We start from the raw sequence: 16,818 nt of genomic DNA, 5'->3' as shown, positions 1-16,818 counted from the left end.
GGCAAACATGGGACAGAAAGTTAATCCTCATGGTCTGAGAGTCGGAATTATTAAAGATTGGGATTCTAGATGGTATGCAGAAGATGCTTTTGCAGATAACCTTGTAGAAGACGATAAGATCAGAAAATATGTAAAGAAAAGATTATACACTGCTGGAATTTCAAGAATTGAAATTGAAAGAGCTTCAGACAGAGTAAAATTAATTGTTTATACAGCAAAACCTGGAGTTGTGATTGGAAAAGGCGGATCTTCCATTGAAGAACTGAAAAAACAGCTTCAGAAGATGACAGACAAGAAATTACTGATTGATGTTAAGGAAGTAAAAAGACCAGATAAGGATGCTCAGTTAGTTGCTGAGAATATTGCGCAGCAGCTTGAGAATCGCATTTCCTTCAGAAGAGCTATGAAATCCTGCATGCAGCGTACAATGAGAGCTGGCGCTATGGGAATTAAGACCTCTGTTTCCGGACGTTTAGGCGGAGCAGATATGGCTCGTACAGAGTTCTACAGCGAAGGAACGATTCCTCTTCAGACACTTCGTGCAGATATCGACTATGGATTTGCAGAAGCAGATACAACTTATGGTAAAGTCGGAGTCAAGACATGGATTTATCATGGTGAAGTACTTCCATCTAAAAAGGAAGGGGGAAATAAATAATGTTAATGCCAAAGAGAGTAAAACGTCGTAAACAGTTCCGCGGAAGCATGCGCGGAAAAGCGTTGCGCGGTAACAAAATTACTTACGGTGAGTTCGGTATTGTGGCTTGTGAGCCGGCATGGATCACAGCAAATCAGATCGAAGCAGCCCGTGTTGCTATGACTCGTTATATCAAACGTGGTGGTAAAGTTTGGATTAAAATTTTCCCTGACAAACCAGTGACAGCACAGCCTGCTGAGACTCGAATGGGTAAAGGTAAAGGTAACTTAGAGTATTGGGTAGCAGTTGTAAAACCAGGACGTGTTATGTTTGAAATTTCCGGTGTAAGTGAAGAAATTGCGAGAGAAGCATTGCGTCTTGCTGTACACAAATTACCAATCAAGTGTAAGATTGTTTCTCGTGAAGCTTTAGAAGGCGGTGACAACAGTGAAAACTAAAGATTTTGTAAAAGAATTAAATAATAAGTCATTAGACGAATTAAACAATGAGCTAGTAGCTGCGAAAAAGGAATTATTCAACTTAAGATTCCAGAATGCAACAAACCAACTTGAGAATACAAGCAGAATTAAAGAAGTAAGAAAAAATATTGCACGTATTCAGGGTGCGATTACAGCAAAGGCAAACGCTTAGCATTAATTTCGAAAGGAGGAATTTGTTGTGGAAAGAAATTTAAGAAAAACCCGTGTAGGGAAAGTTGTTAGTGATAAAATGGATAAGACAATCGTAGTTGCCATCGAAGACAACGTAAAACATCCTTTATATAAGAAGATCGTTAAGAGAACTTACAAATTAAAGGCTCATGATGAGAAAAACGAATGTAACATTGGAGATAGAGTAAAGGTTATGGAAACAAGACCTCTGTCTAAAGATAAGAGATGGAGACTTGTAGAAATTATCGAGAAAGCAAAATAATTTTGCTTGGTTGGAAAGGAGAAGAAAGGCATGATTCAGCAGGAGTCAAGACTTAAAGTAGCCGACAACACAGGAGCAAAAGAAATCCTTTGCATTCGTGTGTTAGGTGGTTCTACCAGAAGATATGCTAACATCGGTGATGTGATTGTCGCTACCGTGAAAGATGCAACACCAGGCGGTGTTGTAAAAAAAGGTGATGTAGTCAGAGCAGTTGTTGTTCGTACAAAGAAAGGTGCCCGTCGTAAAGATGGTTCTTATATTCGATTTGACGAAAATGCTGCTGTAATTATCAAGGATGATATGAATCCAAGAGGAACTCGTATCTTCGGACCAGTGGCAAGAGAGCTTAGAGACAAGAAATTTATGAAGATTGTTTCATTAGCACCAGAAGTATTATAAGGAGGAAACACTGTGTCAGCAATTAGAATTAAAAAAGGCGATTTAGTTAAAATTATCGCTGGAAAAGATAAAGACAAAGAAGGAAAAGTAATTGCTGTTGATCAGAAAAAGGGTACAGTTGTAGTAGAAGGTGCCAATATGATCACAAAGCATACTAAACCGAGTCCTGCCAACCAGCAGGGCGGAATCGTAAGCCAGGAAGGCCCAATGGATGTTTCCAATGTAATGTATGTGCATAATGGAAAAACAACAAAAATTGGCTATAAAGTAGTTGACGGTAAAAAAGTTCGCGTTGCTCGTGCAACAGGCGAAGTAATTGACTAATTGAGAGAGGAGGTTTACGCAGGTGAGTAGATTACATGAACAGTATAGCGATCAGATAAAAGATGCTATGATGAAGAAATTTGAATACAAAAATATTATGCAGGTACCAAAACTCGAGAAGATCGTAATCAATATGGGTGTTGGTGAAGCAAAAGAAAATAAAAAGCTTTTAGAATCTGCAGTTGCTGATCTTGAAAAAATTTCAGGACAGAAGGCTGTTGTAACAAGAGCTAAAAAATCTGTTGCGAACTTTAAGTTAAGAGAAGGTATGCCAATTGGATGTAAAGTGACATTGCGCGGTGAGAGAATGTATGAGTTCGCAGATCGTCTAATTAACTTAGCATTACCTCGAGTACGTGACTTCCGAGGAGTGAATCAGAACTCTTTCGATGGAAGAGGTAACTATGCCTTAGGTATCAAAGAACAGTTAATTTTCCCGGAAATCGAATACGATAAAGTGGATAAGGTCAGAGGAATGGATATCATCTTCGTTACAACTGCGAATACAGATGAAGAAGCTCGTGAATTATTAACTTTATTTGGTATGCCGTTTAAGAAATAAGGAGGTTTCCCATGGCTAAGAAGTCAATGGTTGCAAAACAGAAAAGAAAAGCAAAATTCTCTACAAGAGAATACAGCCGTTGCAGAATCTGCGGACGTCCACATGCGTATTTAAGAAAATATGGTATCTGCAGAGTTTGCTTCCGTGAATTAGCATATAAAGGACAGATTCCAGGTGTCAAAAAGGCAAGCTGGTAAGATTAAGGAAGGAGGAACACAAAAATGACAATGAGCGATCCAATTGCAGATATGCTTACAAGAATCCGTAACGCAAATACTGCGAAACATGATACAGTAGAAATTCCTGCTTCTAAGATGAAGACAGCGATTGCTGAAATCTTATTAAAAGAAGGTTTTATCAAAGCTTATGACATCAAAGAAGAAGGTTCATTCAGCACGATTGTGATCACACTGAAATATGGTGCGGATAAAAATGAAAAGATCATTACAGGACTTAAGAGAATTTCAAAACCAGGTCTTAGAGTTTACGCAGGAGCAGAAGAGCTTCCAAAAGTATTAGGAGGACTTGGAATTGCAATTATCTCAACCAACAAAGGACTGTTAACAGATAAAGAAGCAAGACAACAAAACGTGGGTGGCGAAGTATTAGCATTTGTATGGTAGGCATTGAGCACTTGGCGCGAACGAGTGGAAACGAAGTTCGAGGTTAGTGCGAAAGCCGTTACCGAGACTCAGTGAAAGTGACCGATTAGGGAACTTGAACGCTTAGTCGAGTGTAACTACCTTATAAAACAAGACACTAATATTCACTGTTCTGAAAACAGAGGGGACTTTCCTGTCCCTTCCGACAATTTAAGGAGGTAACCTATGTCTCGTATAGGTAGATTGCCAATCGATATCCCTGCAGGAGTAGAGGTAAAGATTGAAGAAGGAAATAAAGTGACTGTGAAAGGTCCAAAGGGAACATTGGAAAAATGTTTGCCAGCTGAAATGACAATCAAACAGGAAGAAAATCAGATTGTTGTTACAAGACCAAATGATTTAAAGAAAATGAAATCACTGCATGGTCTGACAAGATCATTAATTGCGAATATGATTACTGGAGTATCTGAAGGATACGAAAAGAAGCTTGAAATCAACGGTGTTGGTTACAGAGCACAGAAAAAAGGAAAAGAAATCACTTTTAACCTTGGTTTCTCACATCCAGTTGTTATGACTGATCCAGAAGGAATTGAAACAGTCATGGAAGGTCAGAATGTCATTATTGTAAAAGGTATTGACAAAGAAAAAGTTGGACAGTACGCTGCTGAAATCAGAGAACTTAGAAAACCGGAACCTTATAAAGGAAAAGGTATTAAGTATGCTGATGAAGTTATTAGACGTAAAGTTGGTAAAACCGGGGCAAAATAAAGGAGTGATATAGGATGATTAAAAAAGAATCAAGAAGTAAGATTCGCGCGAAAAAACATTACAAACTTCGCAATCGAATCAATGGAACAAGCGAGAGACCTCGTTTAAGTGTATTTAGAAGTAATGATCATATGTACGCTCAGATTATTGACGACACTGTTGGAAATACATTAGTATCTGCTTCAACAACTCAGAAAGACGTAAAAGCGGAACTTGAGAAAACAAATGATGTTGCCGCAGCCAGCTTCTTAGGAAAAGTAATTGCTGAGAGAGCATTGGCAAAAGGTATTACAGAAGTTGTCTTTGACAGAGGCGGATTTATTTATCATGGTAAAATTGAAGCATTAGCAGATGCAGCTCGTGAAGCTGGTCTGAAATTCTAATAGGAGGAAGTCAAATGAAGCATACACTTATCGATCCTAGTCAGTTAGAGCTGGAAGAAAAAGTTGTATCCATCAAACGTGTCACCAAAGTTGTAAAAGGTGGACGTAATATGAGATTTGCAGCACTGGTTGTTGTAGGAGATAAAAATGGTCATGTAGGTGCCGGGTTAGGAAAAGCTGCTGAAATTCCGGAAGCAATCCGCAAAGGAAGAGAAGCAGCGGCAAAAAGCCTGGTAGAAGTACCGATTGATGAAAAAGGAACAACACCACACGATTTTACCGGTCATTTCGGCGGAGCATCTGTATTATTGAAGACATCTCCAGAAGGTACTGGTATTATCGCCGGAGGACCTTCTCGTGTCGTTCTGGAACTTGCAGGATATACAAACATCCGTTCAAAATCTTTAGGTTCTAACAACAAACAGAATGTTGTATTAGCAACAATCGAAGGATTAAAGAACTTAAAGACTCCGGAACAGGTAGCAAAACTACGTGGTAAATCTGTAGAAGAGCTCTTAGGATAGGAGGAATTTTGAAATGGCAGATAAATTAAAAATTACTTTAGTAAAATCAACAATTGGTGCAATTCCAAAACATAAAAAGACCGTGGAAGCTTTGGGACTTAAAAAGCTTCATAAGTCAGTTGAGCTGCCGGATAATGCAGCAACACGCGGAATGATTCACCAGGTACAGCATTTAGTAAAAGTAGAAGAAATTTAATATATTCGGCAAGGAGGTGTAACGGAATGGAATTATCAAACTTACGCCCTGCAGAAGGATCTAAGCACAGCGATATGTTTAGAAGAGGCCGTGGACATGGTTCAGGAAACGGAAAGACTGCAGGTAAAGGACATAAAGGACAGAAAGCTCGTTCAGGCGGCGGAGTAAGACCTGGATTTGAAGGCGGACAGATGCCTTTATACAGACGTATTCCAAAGAGAGGTTTCACATGCAGAAATTCTAAAGAAATCATTGGAATCAATGTGTCTGCATTGGAAAGATTTGAAGACGGAGCAGAAGTAACGGTAGAAGCTTTAATCGAAGCGGGAATCGTAAAAAATGCCAAAGATGGTGTGAAGATCTTAGGAAATGGTGAATTAACTAAGAAATTAAATGTAAAAGCAAATGCGTTTAGTGCTAGTGCCAAAGAGAAAATCGAAGCACTTGGAGGAAAAGCTGAGGTGATCTAGTATGTCAAACGCTGTAGTTAATGCGTTTAAAAACAAGCAATTAAGAAAAAAGCTGATATTTACGACACTGGTTTTAATTGTTGTACGTTTTGGATCACAGTTGCCGATTCCGGGGATTGACAGCGCTCAGATCAGCGCCTATCTAAAGAGTACATTAGGTGATTCATTTAACCTTCTGAACTCTTTTACCGGAGGCTCCTTCATGCAAATGTCCGTGTTTGCATTAAGTGTTACTCCGTATATTACATCTTCCATTATTATGCAGTTGATGACGATCGTGATTCCTGCATTGGAAGAAATGCAGAAGGACGGAGAAGACGGCCGAAAAAGAATGGCAAAAATTACTCGCTATGTCACGGTTATCCTTGCGGTTATTGAGGGAGCCGGACTGGCGGTCGGTTTTGCCAGACAGGGTGCTTTAGGCACCGATTATACAACGTTTTCCATTGTGACTATGATAATTGCTTTGACCGCAGGAGCAGTCTTAGTTATGTGGCTTGGAGAGCGAATTACAGAGAGTGGAGTTGGAAATGGTATTTCCATCATACTGCTTGTAAATATTGTTTCCGGAATGCCGGGAGACTTTACTTCCCTTTATAATCAATTTATGAAAGGGAAGCAGATTGGTCCCGCATTGATCGCAGGCTGTGTAATTGCGGCGATCATTTTGGCGATGGTATTGTTTGTTATTGTATTATCTGATGCAGAGAGACATATTCCGGTGCAATATTCAAAGAAGATGCAGGGGAGAAAGCTGGTAGGCGGACAATCCAGTAAGATTCCGCTGAAAGTTAACACAGCAGGTGTGATTCCGATCATCTTCGCTTCATCCATTATGCAGTTTCCGATTATGCTGCAAAATGTGCTGAATTATGAGAATAATGGATTTTTCGGAAAAGTATTGACAAGTTTAAACTCATCGACCTGGTTTGATGCATCTCATCCGAAGAGATCTCTGGGACTTTTGATTTATATTGTTCTGGTTGTTCTGTTTGCATATTTCTATACATCGATTACATTTAATCCATTGGAAATCTCAAACAACATGAAAAAGCAGGGAGGCTTTATCCCAGGAATCCGACCGGGAAAACCTACAGTTGATTACTTGAATAAAATATTAAAATATATTATATTTATAGGAGCTGCAGGGCTGACAATTGTGGCGGTTGTACCATTCTTCTTTAACGGAGTATTTGGTGCCAGTGTTTCATTTGGTGGAACTTCAATTATCATCGTAGTTGGAGTTATTCTTGAGACAATTAAGCAAATTAAATCACAGTTGTTGGTACAGAATTATTCTGGTTTTTTAAGTGAGTAAGTATAAGAAAAGCTGTAGTCTGACTACAGCTTTTCTCGCTTATTGCCATAACAATATAATAAATATTCATAAAAGGAGGATTTGTAATGAAAATTATTATGTTAGGAGCTCCGGGAGCCGGGAAAGGCACTCAGGCAAAGCAAATCGCGACAGCCTATCATATTCCGCATATTTCCACAGGTGATATTTTCAGAGCAAATATCAAAGAAGGAACGGAATTAGGGAAAAAGGCTCAGGAATATATGGATCAGGGACTCTTGGTGCCGGATGAACTGGTTTGTGATTTGGTTGTAGACCGCATTCAGAAAGAGGACTGCAAAGAAGGATATATTCTGGATGGTTTTCCGCGTACAATTCCACAGGCCAATGCATTGGATAAGGCGCTTGAAGAAAATGGAGAAAAAATTGAATTTGCAATTGATATTGAAGTTCCGGATGAACATATTATTAAGAGAATGTCCGGGAGACGTTCCTGCAAGGACTGCGGATCAATTTTCCATATTGTATACAATCCTCCGAAGAAAGAAAACCATTGCGATGCCTGCGGCGGAGAACTAGTTTTGCGGGATGACGATAAGGAAGAGACGGTAAAGAAAAGACTGGATGTCTACCATGAGCAGACAGCTCCGTTGATTCAGCATTACAAAGAAGCAGGCTCTTTATATGAGATTGACGGAACACAGGATATTGATGTTGTTTTTGAAAAGATTAAAAATATTTTAGAGGCATAAAAATGGCAGTGACAATAAAATCAAAAAAAGAAATTCAATTCATGCGTGAAGCTGGAAAGATGTTAGAGGATGTGCACAACCGATTGGCAGAGATCATTCAGCCGGGAATTTCTACTTTAGAGATTGATCAGTTTGGGGAGAAGGCAATCCGCGATTTGGGCTGTATTCCGAATTTTTTAAATTACAATGGATATCCGGCGTCAATCTGTGTGTCTGTAAACGATGAAGTCGTACATGGAATTCCTAAGAAAGACCGTATTTTACAGGAAGGCGATATCGTAAGTCTGGATGCAGGACTGATTCATGAGGGATATCACTCCGATGCGGCGAGAACCCATGCGGTTGGAAAGGTATCTGCGGAAGCAGAGCGATTGATTCAAATTACCAGAGAAAGTTTTTTTGAGGGGATTAAGTTTGCCCAGCCTGGAAATCATTTATTTGATATCTCAGAGGCAATTCAAAAGTATGTAGAAAGTCATGGTTATTCTGTGGTAAGAGACTTGGTTGGACATGGAATTGGAACACAGCTCCATGAAGATCCGCAGATTCCAAACTTTAAACAAAGGCGGAAAGGAATCAAGTTAAGACCCGGTATGACGCTTGCCATTGAACCGATGGTAAATGAAGGGGCATATGATGTGGTATGGCTGGACGATGATTGGACCGTTGTTACAGAAGACGGAAGTCTGGCGGCTCATTATGAAAATACGATTGTAATTACAGAAGATGGTTGTGAAATATTGACATTATCTGAATAGGAGGATGAAAATGGCAAAATCAGAGGCAATTGAAGTGGAAGGAATTGTATTGGAGAAACTCCCCAATGCAATGTTTAAAGTAGAAATTGAGGGAGGACACGTGATTTTAGCTCATATCAGCGGGAAACTGAGAATGAACTATATTAAGATTCTTCCTGGGGACAAAGTAACGCTGGCCCTGTCACCGTATGATTTATCCAAAGGAAGAATTATTTGGAGAGATAAGTAAAAAAGTCTTGAAAAATATGAAATAGAGTGATATAATCATATCCGAACGTTTTTTGAAAGGAGATATTCAAGTGAAGGTTAGAGCATCTGTAAAACCAATTTGCGAAAAATGCAAGGTTATTAAAAGAAAAGGATCTATCAGAGTAATCTGTGAAAATCCGAAGCACAAACAGAGACAGGGATAATCACAATATCTTGAATTCAAGAGGACTGTGATGATCCTTTGTTTTGTGTATTGACCTGTTTGTCCAGAGACAAATCAGGTGTGACTTATGGTGTCTGCACATCATAAGCTTATTTTGGCGGCTGCAGTGTGAGTACAGGTACGCTCATGCTGATTATTTATAGATAGAAAAGACAGTTTAAGGGAGAGACATATATATCATTTCACCGTACGCGGATATATGGATTAACCTTAAGAAGCAATGTAATTATTTATTTTGGAGGAAGAAAAAACATGGCTCGTATTTCAGGTGTTGATTTACCAAGAGAAAAGCGTGTAGAGATTGGTCTTACTTATATTTATGGAATCGGTCTTTCCAGCGCAAAACGTATTTTGGCAGAGGCAAATGTAAACCCTGATACCCGTGTTCGCGATTTGACAGATGACGAAGTAAAAAGACTGAGCGCAGTCATCAACGAAACACAGGTTGTAGAAGGTGATTTAAGAAGAGAAATTGCTCTTAATATCAAGAGATTAAAAGAAATTGGATGCTACAGAGGAAAGCGTCATAGACAGGGACTTCCTTGCCGTGGACAGAAAACAAAGACAAATGCAAGAACACGCAAAGGACCGAAGAAAACAGTAGCGAACAAGAAAAAATAAGATAATATATGATACGCCCGGCTGTATGGACAGTCTGGCGGCATAAGATTCGCAGTATCGGCAATCTTTTTGGAATTGAAATGAAGAAAGAAAGGTATACGTAATTATGGCTAAAGTTACAAAGAAAAGTGCAAAAAAACGTGTAAAGAAGAATGTACAGCACGGACAGGCACATATTCAGTCATCTTTTAATAATACAATCGTTACATTAACAGATGCACAGGGAAATGCTCTTTCTTGGGCAAGTGCAGGTGGATTGGGATTCAGAGGATCTAAAAAATCTACACCATATGCAGCGCAGATGGCAGCTGAAACTGCAACAAAAGCAGCATTGGTGCATGGTTTAAAATCCGTCGATGTTATGGTAAAAGGTCCTGGTTCAGGAAGAGAAGCAGCAATCCGCGCTTTATCAGCAGCAGGATTGGAAGTTACAAGCATCAGTGATGTAACACCTGTTCCACATAACGGATGTCGCCCGCCAAAACGCAGAAGAGTCTAATTGAGGAGGATATATAAAGATGGCAGTAGATAGAACTCCAGTCTTAAAGAGATGCAGATCCTTAGGTTTAGATCCTGTCTTTTTAGGAATTGATAAAAAATCAAATAGAAGTTTAAATAGAGCAAACAGAAAGAAAAGTGAGTACGGACTTCAGCTTTGTGAAAAGCAGAAAGCGAAATTTATCTATGGTGTATTAGAGAAACCTTTCCGTAACTACTATGCAAAAGCAGAAAGAATGAAAGGTCAGACTGGTACAAACCTGATGACGTTATTAGAGCTGCGTCTGGATAATGTGTTGTTCCGTCTCGGATATGGAAGAACAAGAAAAGAATGCAGACAGATTGTTGACCATAAGCATGTATTGGTAAATGGAAAACAGGTAAACATCCCTTCTTATCAGGTAAAAGCAGGCGATGTTATTGAAATCAAAGAAAAACACAGAACTTCTCCGAGATACAAAGAGATTTTAGAAGTCACAGACGGAAGAATGGTTCCATCTTGGTTGGAAGCAGATCACGATAATTTTACAGGAACAGTGAAAGAGCTCCCTACAAGAGATGAAATCGACGTACCGGTAAATGAAACATTAATCGTCGAGTTATATTCTAAATAATCATAACCCTCAAGTCAAAACTAAGCCAAAAGGAGGGCACGCATGTTTGAATTTGAAAAACCAAATATTGAGATTAATGAGATTTCAGAAGATAATCGTTATGGACGTTTTGTTGTAGAACCTTTGGAAAGAGGATATGGTACAACTTTGGGCAATTCCCTGAGACGTATCATGCTTTCTTCTCTGCCGGGAGCAGCAGTAAGTTCAGTGAAGATCAAAGGTGTTCTGCATGAATTCAGTTCCATTCCGGGTGTAAAGGAAGATGTACCTGAGATCATCATGAATATCAAATCACTGGCAATTAAAAACAACAGCTCATCCGCTGAATCAAAGCAGGCTTATATTGAGTTTTCAGGAAAGGGTGTTGTTACTGCCGGCGATATCAAAGCGGACAGTGATATTGAGATTTTAAATCCGGAACTTGTAATTGCGACATTAAGCGATGACAGCAGCAAGCTGGATATGGAATTGACGATCACAAATGGACGCGGATATGTGGGCGCCGACAAAGCAGACAAAGAAGGAAAAGCGATTGATGAGATTGCAGTGGATGCAATCTATACGCCGGTAGAACGTGTAAATCTGAAAGTTGAAAATACTCGTGTCGGACAGATCACAGATTATGACAAGCTGACACTGGATGTTTTCACCAATGGAACGCTAACTCCGGATGAGTCTGTCAGTCTGGCAGCAAAAGTATTGTGTGAGCATTTGAACTTATTTGTCGATCTCTCTGAGAATGCCAAAACTGCAGAGGTTATGGTAGAAAAAGAAGATGACGAAAAAGAAAAAGTTCTGGAGATGAGCATTGATGAGCTGGAATTATCCGTTCGCTCTTATAACTGCTTAAAAAGAGCTGGCATTAATACAGTAGAAGAATTAACCAATAAGACATCAGAAGATATGATGAAAGTTCGAAATCTGGGACGTAAGTCTTTAGAAGAAGTATTGGCAAAATTAAGCGAACTGGGATTATCCTTAAGTTCGGGAGACGAATAAATATAGACCCGCCTAGGCTGAAGGAAGAAGTAGGCAAGGCGAAAAAACACAGGAGGTCATTGAAATGGCAAAGTATAGAAAATTAGGAAGAACATCTTCTCAGAGAAAAGCACTGATTCGCGCTGAGGTAACAAATCTTTTGCACTATGGAAAGATTGTTACAACAGAAGCAAAAGCGAAAGAAATCCGCAAAGTTGCTGAAAAACTGATTGCGTTGGCAGTGAGAGAAAAAGATAATTTTGAAACTGTTACAGTAGATGCAAAGGTTGCAAAAAAAGACAGTGATGGAAAACGCGTGAAAGAAGTTGTAGATGGAAAGAAAGTGACTGTATATGAGACAGTTCAGAAAGAAATCAAAAAAGATTTACCATCCCGCTTACATGCAAGAAGACAGATGTTAAAGGTATTATATCCTGTAACAGAAGTTCCTACAGAGATTGCTGGCAAGAAAGCAAATACAAAGAAAATCGACTTAACAGCAAAATTATTTGATGAGTATGCACCAAAATATGCAGAGCGCAACGGTGGCTACACAAGAATCGTTAAAATTGCTCAGCGCAAAGGTGATGCAGCATTAAAAGTTGTTCTTGAGTTAGTATAGGAATGAAACATTCACTCAGAACAAGGAAAAAATATTTCGCAAAATAGAATTCCAAATCGACAACAACAAAAGAAGTCATTTTTCAGAGAAAATATTCTGAAAAATGGCTTTTCTTTTGTTTCTTGCCTGTTGATGTGATTCTTGCTATAATAAGACACAATGAATGGAGGAGCAAGAGCGATGTCCATATTGGAGATAAAAAATTTAATACATAAATATGTTACTTATGATGGCGCGGAAGAAAAAGGGCGGGAGATTGCGGCAATTGATGATTTGAATTTATCTGTGGAAAAAGGTGAGTTTGTCGCAATTCTCGGGAAAAATGGTTCCGGGAAATCGTCTTTGGCAAAACATATCAATGGTTTGTTGATGCCTACGGAGGGAACGGTTTATATCAAAGGGCTGGACACGAAAGATCAAAGAAATCTTCTGAAAATTCGTCAAAGTGCAGGAATTGTTTTTCAAAATCCCGACAATCAGATTGTAGGAACAACCGTAGAAGAAGATACAGCCTTCGGGCCGGAGAATCTGGGAATGGAATCAAAAGATATTTGGGAGCGGATAACCCGGGCATTGGCAGGGGTTAAAATGACAGCGTACCGGCAAGCAAGTCCGAACCATTTATCCGGCGGACAGAAGCAGAGAGTGGCGATTGCGGGGATTCTTGCAATGGAACCGGAATGTATCGTGCTGGATGAACCTACGGCGATGCTGGATCCGGAAGGACGCAGACATGTGTTGTCTCTGGTAAAAGAGCTTCATAAAGAAAAGCATATTACAATCTTAATGGTAACTCATCATATGGAGGAAGTTGTTTTGGCTGACCGGATTATCGTAATGGATCAAGGGAAAATTGTAATGGACGGAGAACCAAAGATGATTTTTTCCAGAGTGAAAGAAATGAAGAACCTGGGACTGGAGGTTCCCTATGCTGCGGAATTGGCTTCAGAGCTTCGGGAAGAGGGGATCAATCTCTCAGACACAATTACAACAAAGGAAGAGCTGGTGAAAGAATTATGTCGATTCGTTTAGAGCATGTGAGCTATGTTTATGAAGATAATTCAAAACAAAAAAATTATGCATTAAAAGATGTGAGTTTGGAAATCAAAAGAAATCAATTTATTGCCATCGTGGGACATACGGGTTCTGGAAAATCCACATTAATTCAGCATTTGAATGCTTTGATTCAGCCGACGTCAGGACATGTATTTTTTAATGAAGAAGATATTTATAAAGACGGATATCCTCTTAGGGAGCTTCGTGGGAAAGTAGGGATCTGTTTTCAATATCCGGAACATCAGTTATTTGAGACAACCATTTTGGACGATGTATGCTTCGGACCAATGAATTTTGGGAAAACAAAGGAAGAGGCGCAGATTCTTGCCCAAAAAGCCTTAGAAGAGGTGGGAATTGAGGAGAGTTTATTTGAAAAATCTCTTTTTGAATTGTCCGGCGGCCAGAAAAGGAGAGTGGCAATTGCAGGGATTCTTGCGATGGAACCGGAGTATTTTATTTTGGATGAGCCAACCGCTGGGCTGGACCCGGCGGGAAAAGACCAGATCCTTTTGCTTTTAAAAAAATTGCATGAAGAAAGGGAAATGACAATTCTTCTTGTATCGCACAGTATGGAAGATACGGCGCAGTATGCGCAGAGAATCATTGTAATGAATCATGGAGAAGTCATGTATGACGGAACTCCAAAAGAAGTTTTTGCCCATGAAAAAGAACTTTACGGAGCAGGATTATCGACGCCGTTTTATTGTCAGCTGGCAGAAGAACTTTCCGATCGGGGCTTTCCGATACGAAAAGATTTATTGACATTGGAGGAAACTAAGGAAGCAATTTTACATGTTTTGAAAAGGAAATCAGACGATGCTTAGAGATATTACAATCGGACAATACTACAAAGAAGATTCCGTGATTCACAGACTGGATCCAAGAGTCAAGTTATTTGCAGTGCTTGTTTATGTTATAACGCTGTTTATGCACAAAGCGCCTGCAACCTACATAATGTCATTGCTGTTTTTGATTTTGACGGTTGGCTTATCAAAAGTTCCGCTGTCTTATATTGTACGAGGATTAAAATCAGTGGCAGTCATTTTACTATTCTCTGTTTTCATCAATATGCTGTTTATTCCGGGGGATCCTTTGATTGAAATTGGATGGATTTCCATTTCAAAAGAAGGAATTATTACTACTGTCTATCTTGGAAGCCGATTGATTATGTTGGTATTGGGAACTTCTTTATTAACTTTTACAACGACACCAAATGAATTAACCGATGGATTGGATAAATCTTTAGGATTTTTAAATAAAGTAAAAGTTCCTGTTCATGAAATTGCTATGATGATGTCCATAGCACTTCGGTTTATTCCGATTTTAACAGAGGAATTAGAAAAAATAATGAAAGCTCAGACAGCGAGGGGGATTGATTTTGAGTCCGGCGGGCTGTTAAAGCGAGTTCGGAGCATGGTACCGATCATCGTTCCTTTGTTTGTTGCGGCGATTCGACGAGCCAGCGATTTGGCAATGGCGATGGAATCCAGATGCTATCATGGCGGTGAAGGCAGGACAAAGCTTTATCCGCTGCGCTATGAAACGAGAGATGTGTGCGCTTATATTTTTTTGATTCTATTTTTTGCAGTGATGGTGTATCTCTCATTTTTCTGTTCTTGGAGGTTTTCATGAAGCGAATGAAACTGGTGGTTGCCTATGACGGGACAAATTATTGCGGATGGCAGATACAGCCTCAGGCAGTTACCATTGAAGGGGTTTTAAATCGGGAGCTGTCTGCGCTTTTGGGGGAAGAGATTCAGGTGATTGGAGCCAGCAGGACCGATTCCGGAGTCCATGCGCTTGGAAATGTAGCAGTTTTTGACACAGAAAGCAGGATTCCGGGAGAAAAAATGGCGAAAGCTCTCAATGCACGTCTTCCGAAAGATATTGTCATTCAAAGTTCAATGGAAGTGCCTCCGGATTATCATCCAAGATTTCAGGATACGAAAAAGATCTACGAGTACACTTTTTATAATGCGCCTTACGACAATCCGGTGACCAGCCGTTATCATCATTTCGTATATGTTCCGCTGGATGTGGATCGCATGAATGAAGCCGCAAAGTATTTTGAGGGAGAGCATTGTTTTATCAGTATGTGCAGCAGTAAGGCTCAGGTTACATCGTATGTGCGGGAGATCTATGAATGTTCTGTGACTCGGCAGAAAAATTATCTTATCATGAGGGTTATGGGAAGCGGATTTCTTTATAATATGGTTCGGTTGATGGCAGGAACACTTTTGGAGATTGGACGGGGAAAAAAAGATCCCATATGGGTAAAACAAATTTTAGACTCCAGGGAGAGAGTAACACCGGGACCGAAGCTTCCCGCAAAAGGATTAACTTTAATACAAATTCAATATCCGGAGGATATGCGAGATGGAGAATAGCTGGATTATTTTTCAAAAACTATTAGTACTGTTCGGATTTATGCTGATTGGGAGTTTTAGTTATCGAAAAAAATGGATTACGGATGCAGGTGCAGGTCAGATATCGGGATTGATTGTGAATATATTTAATCCGGCTTTGATTATATCCGGCGTTACCGGTGCAGAGGGAAAAGGGGACTGGGAGTTGGTTTTAATGAATTTGCTGATGGCAGTTATTTTATTTCTGATTTTGATTGTACTAAGCCCGGTCTTTGTGAGAGTGCTGGGAGTGAAAGAGAATCAAAAAAACATATATTCTGTTATGTTCATTTTCTCTAACCTGGGATTTATGGGGATTCCGTTGATACAGGAATTATACGGAAAAGGAGCTGTTTTTTATGTAGCGTTGTATACTCTGGTTTATAATGTATTATTTTATACTTACGGAATTTATTTATTTGAAAAGGAAAAAGCTTGTCAGGCGGGAGTTGCAGTCAAAATCTCTTTTCAGTGGAGAAAACTGCAAAATCCGGGAGTGGCTGCCTGTTTATTTTCTCTGATTTTATTTGCATCCGGAATTTCGATTCCGGCGCCGGCAGTGGATTTTTTTGATAATCTGGGAAATGCAGCAGTACCGTTGTCTATGATTATGACCGGAGTATCTTTGGCACAGATGCCTTTTCAAACAGTAGTGACAGATTGGAAAATGTATCGGTTTAGTTTTCTGAAAATGCTGGTCATTCCCGCCGGCGCTGCTCTCATTCTCGGACAGATGAATCTTCCTCCTGTATTGTCGGGAATTATGGTGCTGATGTTTGGAATGCCCAATGGAAGTATGCCTGTGATGCTGGCAGTGGATTATGGTCTGGACAGCTCAATATGCAGTCGAGGGATCGCACTGACAACCCTGCTTTCCCTGATTACCCTGCCAGTTGTGACATACCTGATCTGACAGAAAAAAACGATAAAATTCGATGGATTGTATCTTGACACACCCGACTGCGTGTTATATAATATAAAACTGT

General features: G+C 39.7%; 29 protein-coding genes. All 29 read left to right on the top strand.

Features of this window, described 5'->3' with window-relative positions; all coding sequences use genetic code 11:
• The first annotated feature begins 7 nt into the window (after positions 1-7).
• On the top strand, positions 8-658 hold the full coding sequence (gene rpsC / locus AC27EF_RS05765; RefSeq protein ID WP_487109510.1) for a 30S ribosomal protein S3: 651 nt from the start codon (positions 8-10) through the stop codon (positions 656-658).
• Positions 658-1,095 (top strand): 50S ribosomal protein L16, encoded by a 438-nt coding sequence (gene rplP, locus AC27EF_RS05760; RefSeq protein ID WP_412232033.1) that lies wholly within the window; start codon positions 658-660, stop codon positions 1,093-1,095. The genes rpsC and rplP overlap by 1 nt, the downstream gene beginning before the upstream one ends.
• Entirely contained in the window at positions 1,085-1,288 is a 204-nt protein-coding gene (gene rpmC / locus AC27EF_RS05755; protein ID WP_412232032.1) for a 50S ribosomal protein L29, read from the top strand. The genes rplP and rpmC overlap by 11 nt, the downstream gene beginning before the upstream one ends.
• A gap of 27 nt (positions 1,289-1,315) precedes the next feature.
• Positions 1,316-1,570 carry a 30S ribosomal protein S17 gene (gene rpsQ / locus AC27EF_RS05750; protein ID WP_412232030.1) on the top strand — a complete coding sequence of 85 codons (255 nt, stop codon included), beginning with the start codon at positions 1,316-1,318 and terminating at the stop codon, positions 1,568-1,570.
• 30 nt (positions 1,571-1,600) lie between these two features.
• Positions 1,601-1,969 carry a 50S ribosomal protein L14 gene (gene rplN, locus AC27EF_RS05745; protein ID WP_412232029.1) on the top strand — a complete coding sequence of 123 codons (369 nt, stop codon included), beginning with the start codon at positions 1,601-1,603 and terminating at the stop codon, positions 1,967-1,969.
• A 12-nt stretch (positions 1,970-1,981) separates the two neighbouring features.
• Positions 1,982-2,293, top strand: a complete 312-nt coding sequence (gene rplX, locus AC27EF_RS05740; protein WP_216436296.1) for a 50S ribosomal protein L24 — start codon at positions 1,982-1,984, stop codon at positions 2,291-2,293.
• A 22-nt stretch (positions 2,294-2,315) separates the two neighbouring features.
• Positions 2,316-2,855 (top strand): 50S ribosomal protein L5, encoded by a 540-nt coding sequence (gene rplE, locus AC27EF_RS05735; RefSeq protein WP_487109507.1) that lies wholly within the window; start codon positions 2,316-2,318, stop codon positions 2,853-2,855.
• 11 nt (positions 2,856-2,866) lie between these two features.
• Positions 2,867-3,052, top strand: a complete 186-nt coding sequence (locus AC27EF_RS05730) for a type Z 30S ribosomal protein S14 (RefSeq protein ID WP_008393389.1) — start codon at positions 2,867-2,869, stop codon at positions 3,050-3,052.
• Between the two features lie 24 nt (positions 3,053-3,076).
• The gene (gene rpsH, locus AC27EF_RS05725; RefSeq protein WP_487109505.1) at positions 3,077-3,478 is read left to right on the top strand and encodes a 30S ribosomal protein S8; all 402 of its coding nucleotides are present in this window, start codon (positions 3,077-3,079) and stop codon (positions 3,476-3,478) included.
• A gap of 204 nt (positions 3,479-3,682) precedes the next feature.
• Entirely contained in the window at positions 3,683-4,225 is a 543-nt protein-coding gene (gene rplF, locus AC27EF_RS05720; protein ID WP_487109503.1) for a 50S ribosomal protein L6, read from the top strand.
• A gap of 14 nt (positions 4,226-4,239) precedes the next feature.
• The gene (gene rplR / locus AC27EF_RS05715; RefSeq protein ID WP_487109501.1) at positions 4,240-4,608 is read left to right on the top strand and encodes a 50S ribosomal protein L18; all 369 of its coding nucleotides are present in this window, start codon (positions 4,240-4,242) and stop codon (positions 4,606-4,608) included.
• A 14-nt stretch (positions 4,609-4,622) separates the two neighbouring features.
• Complete coding sequence (rpsE, locus tag AC27EF_RS05710) at positions 4,623-5,132, top strand: 30S ribosomal protein S5 (protein ID WP_487109499.1); 510 nt, start codon at positions 4,623-4,625, stop codon at positions 5,130-5,132.
• A 13-nt stretch (positions 5,133-5,145) separates the two neighbouring features.
• Positions 5,146-5,328, top strand: coding sequence for a 50S ribosomal protein L30 (rpmD, locus tag AC27EF_RS05705; protein ID WP_487109497.1), 183 nt, complete (start codon positions 5,146-5,148; stop codon positions 5,326-5,328).
• Positions 5,329-5,354: 26 nt separating this feature from the next.
• On the top strand, positions 5,355-5,798 hold the full coding sequence (gene rplO, locus AC27EF_RS05700) for a 50S ribosomal protein L15 (RefSeq protein ID WP_487109495.1): 444 nt from the start codon (positions 5,355-5,357) through the stop codon (positions 5,796-5,798).
• Position 5,799: 1 nt separating this feature from the next.
• Entirely contained in the window at positions 5,800-7,116 is a 1,317-nt protein-coding gene (secY, locus tag AC27EF_RS05695; RefSeq protein ID WP_487109493.1) for a preprotein translocase subunit SecY, read from the top strand.
• Between the two features lie 86 nt (positions 7,117-7,202).
• Positions 7,203-7,847, top strand: a complete 645-nt coding sequence (locus AC27EF_RS05690) for an adenylate kinase (protein WP_487109491.1) — start codon at positions 7,203-7,205, stop codon at positions 7,845-7,847.
• Positions 7,848-7,849: 2 nt separating this feature from the next.
• Positions 7,850-8,605: a type I methionyl aminopeptidase gene (map, locus tag AC27EF_RS05685; RefSeq protein ID WP_487109489.1), complete on the top strand. Its 756-nt coding sequence runs from the start codon at positions 7,850-7,852 to the stop codon at positions 8,603-8,605.
• A 10-nt stretch (positions 8,606-8,615) separates the two neighbouring features.
• Positions 8,616-8,834 carry a translation initiation factor IF-1 gene (gene infA, locus AC27EF_RS05680; protein ID WP_006568508.1) on the top strand — a complete coding sequence of 73 codons (219 nt, stop codon included), beginning with the start codon at positions 8,616-8,618 and terminating at the stop codon, positions 8,832-8,834.
• 70 nt (positions 8,835-8,904) lie between these two features.
• On the top strand, positions 8,905-9,018 hold the full coding sequence (gene rpmJ / locus AC27EF_RS05675) for a 50S ribosomal protein L36 (protein ID WP_075760134.1): 114 nt from the start codon (positions 8,905-8,907) through the stop codon (positions 9,016-9,018).
• 272 nt (positions 9,019-9,290) lie between these two features.
• Positions 9,291-9,659, top strand: a complete 369-nt coding sequence (gene rpsM / locus AC27EF_RS05670) for a 30S ribosomal protein S13 (protein WP_412232002.1) — start codon at positions 9,291-9,293, stop codon at positions 9,657-9,659.
• Positions 9,660-9,765: 106 nt separating this feature from the next.
• Positions 9,766-10,158, top strand: coding sequence for a 30S ribosomal protein S11 (rpsK, locus tag AC27EF_RS05665; RefSeq protein WP_008393375.1), 393 nt, complete (start codon positions 9,766-9,768; stop codon positions 10,156-10,158).
• 19 nt (positions 10,159-10,177) lie between these two features.
• Positions 10,178-10,771 (top strand): 30S ribosomal protein S4, encoded by a 594-nt coding sequence (gene rpsD / locus AC27EF_RS05660; protein WP_487109486.1) that lies wholly within the window; start codon positions 10,178-10,180, stop codon positions 10,769-10,771.
• Between the two features lie 42 nt (positions 10,772-10,813).
• Positions 10,814-11,770 (top strand): DNA-directed RNA polymerase subunit alpha, encoded by a 957-nt coding sequence (locus tag AC27EF_RS05655; protein WP_487109484.1) that lies wholly within the window; start codon positions 10,814-10,816, stop codon positions 11,768-11,770.
• A 64-nt stretch (positions 11,771-11,834) separates the two neighbouring features.
• Positions 11,835-12,371, top strand: coding sequence for a bL17 family ribosomal protein (locus tag AC27EF_RS05650; RefSeq protein WP_487109482.1), 537 nt, complete (start codon positions 11,835-11,837; stop codon positions 12,369-12,371).
• Between the two features lie 180 nt (positions 12,372-12,551).
• Positions 12,552-13,403, top strand: a complete 852-nt coding sequence (locus tag AC27EF_RS05645) for an energy-coupling factor transporter ATPase (RefSeq protein WP_487109481.1) — start codon at positions 12,552-12,554, stop codon at positions 13,401-13,403.
• A complete protein-coding gene (locus AC27EF_RS05640) occupies positions 13,388-14,251 on the top strand; it encodes an energy-coupling factor transporter ATPase (protein ID WP_487109479.1) in 864 nt (287 codons plus the stop codon). The genes AC27EF_RS05645 and AC27EF_RS05640 overlap by 16 nt, the downstream gene beginning before the upstream one ends.
• A complete protein-coding gene (locus AC27EF_RS05635) occupies positions 14,244-15,059 on the top strand; it encodes an energy-coupling factor transporter transmembrane component T family protein (protein WP_487109477.1) in 816 nt (271 codons plus the stop codon). The genes AC27EF_RS05640 and AC27EF_RS05635 overlap by 8 nt, the downstream gene beginning before the upstream one ends.
• On the top strand, positions 15,056-15,814 hold the full coding sequence (gene truA / locus AC27EF_RS05630) for a tRNA pseudouridine(38-40) synthase TruA (protein ID WP_487109476.1): 759 nt from the start codon (positions 15,056-15,058) through the stop codon (positions 15,812-15,814). Before AC27EF_RS05635 ends, truA begins: the two co-directional genes overlap by 4 nt.
• Positions 15,804-16,745, top strand: coding sequence for an AEC family transporter (locus AC27EF_RS05625; RefSeq protein ID WP_487109475.1), 942 nt, complete (start codon positions 15,804-15,806; stop codon positions 16,743-16,745). Before truA ends, AC27EF_RS05625 begins: the two co-directional genes overlap by 11 nt.
• The last annotated feature ends 73 nt before the right edge of the window (positions 16,746-16,818 follow it).

The sequence above is a fragment of the Anaerostipes stercorihominis genome, assembly GCF_057535655.1.
The sequence above is the reverse complement of the archived record's forward strand: the minus strand, read 5'-3'. Positions and strand labels throughout refer to the sequence as shown.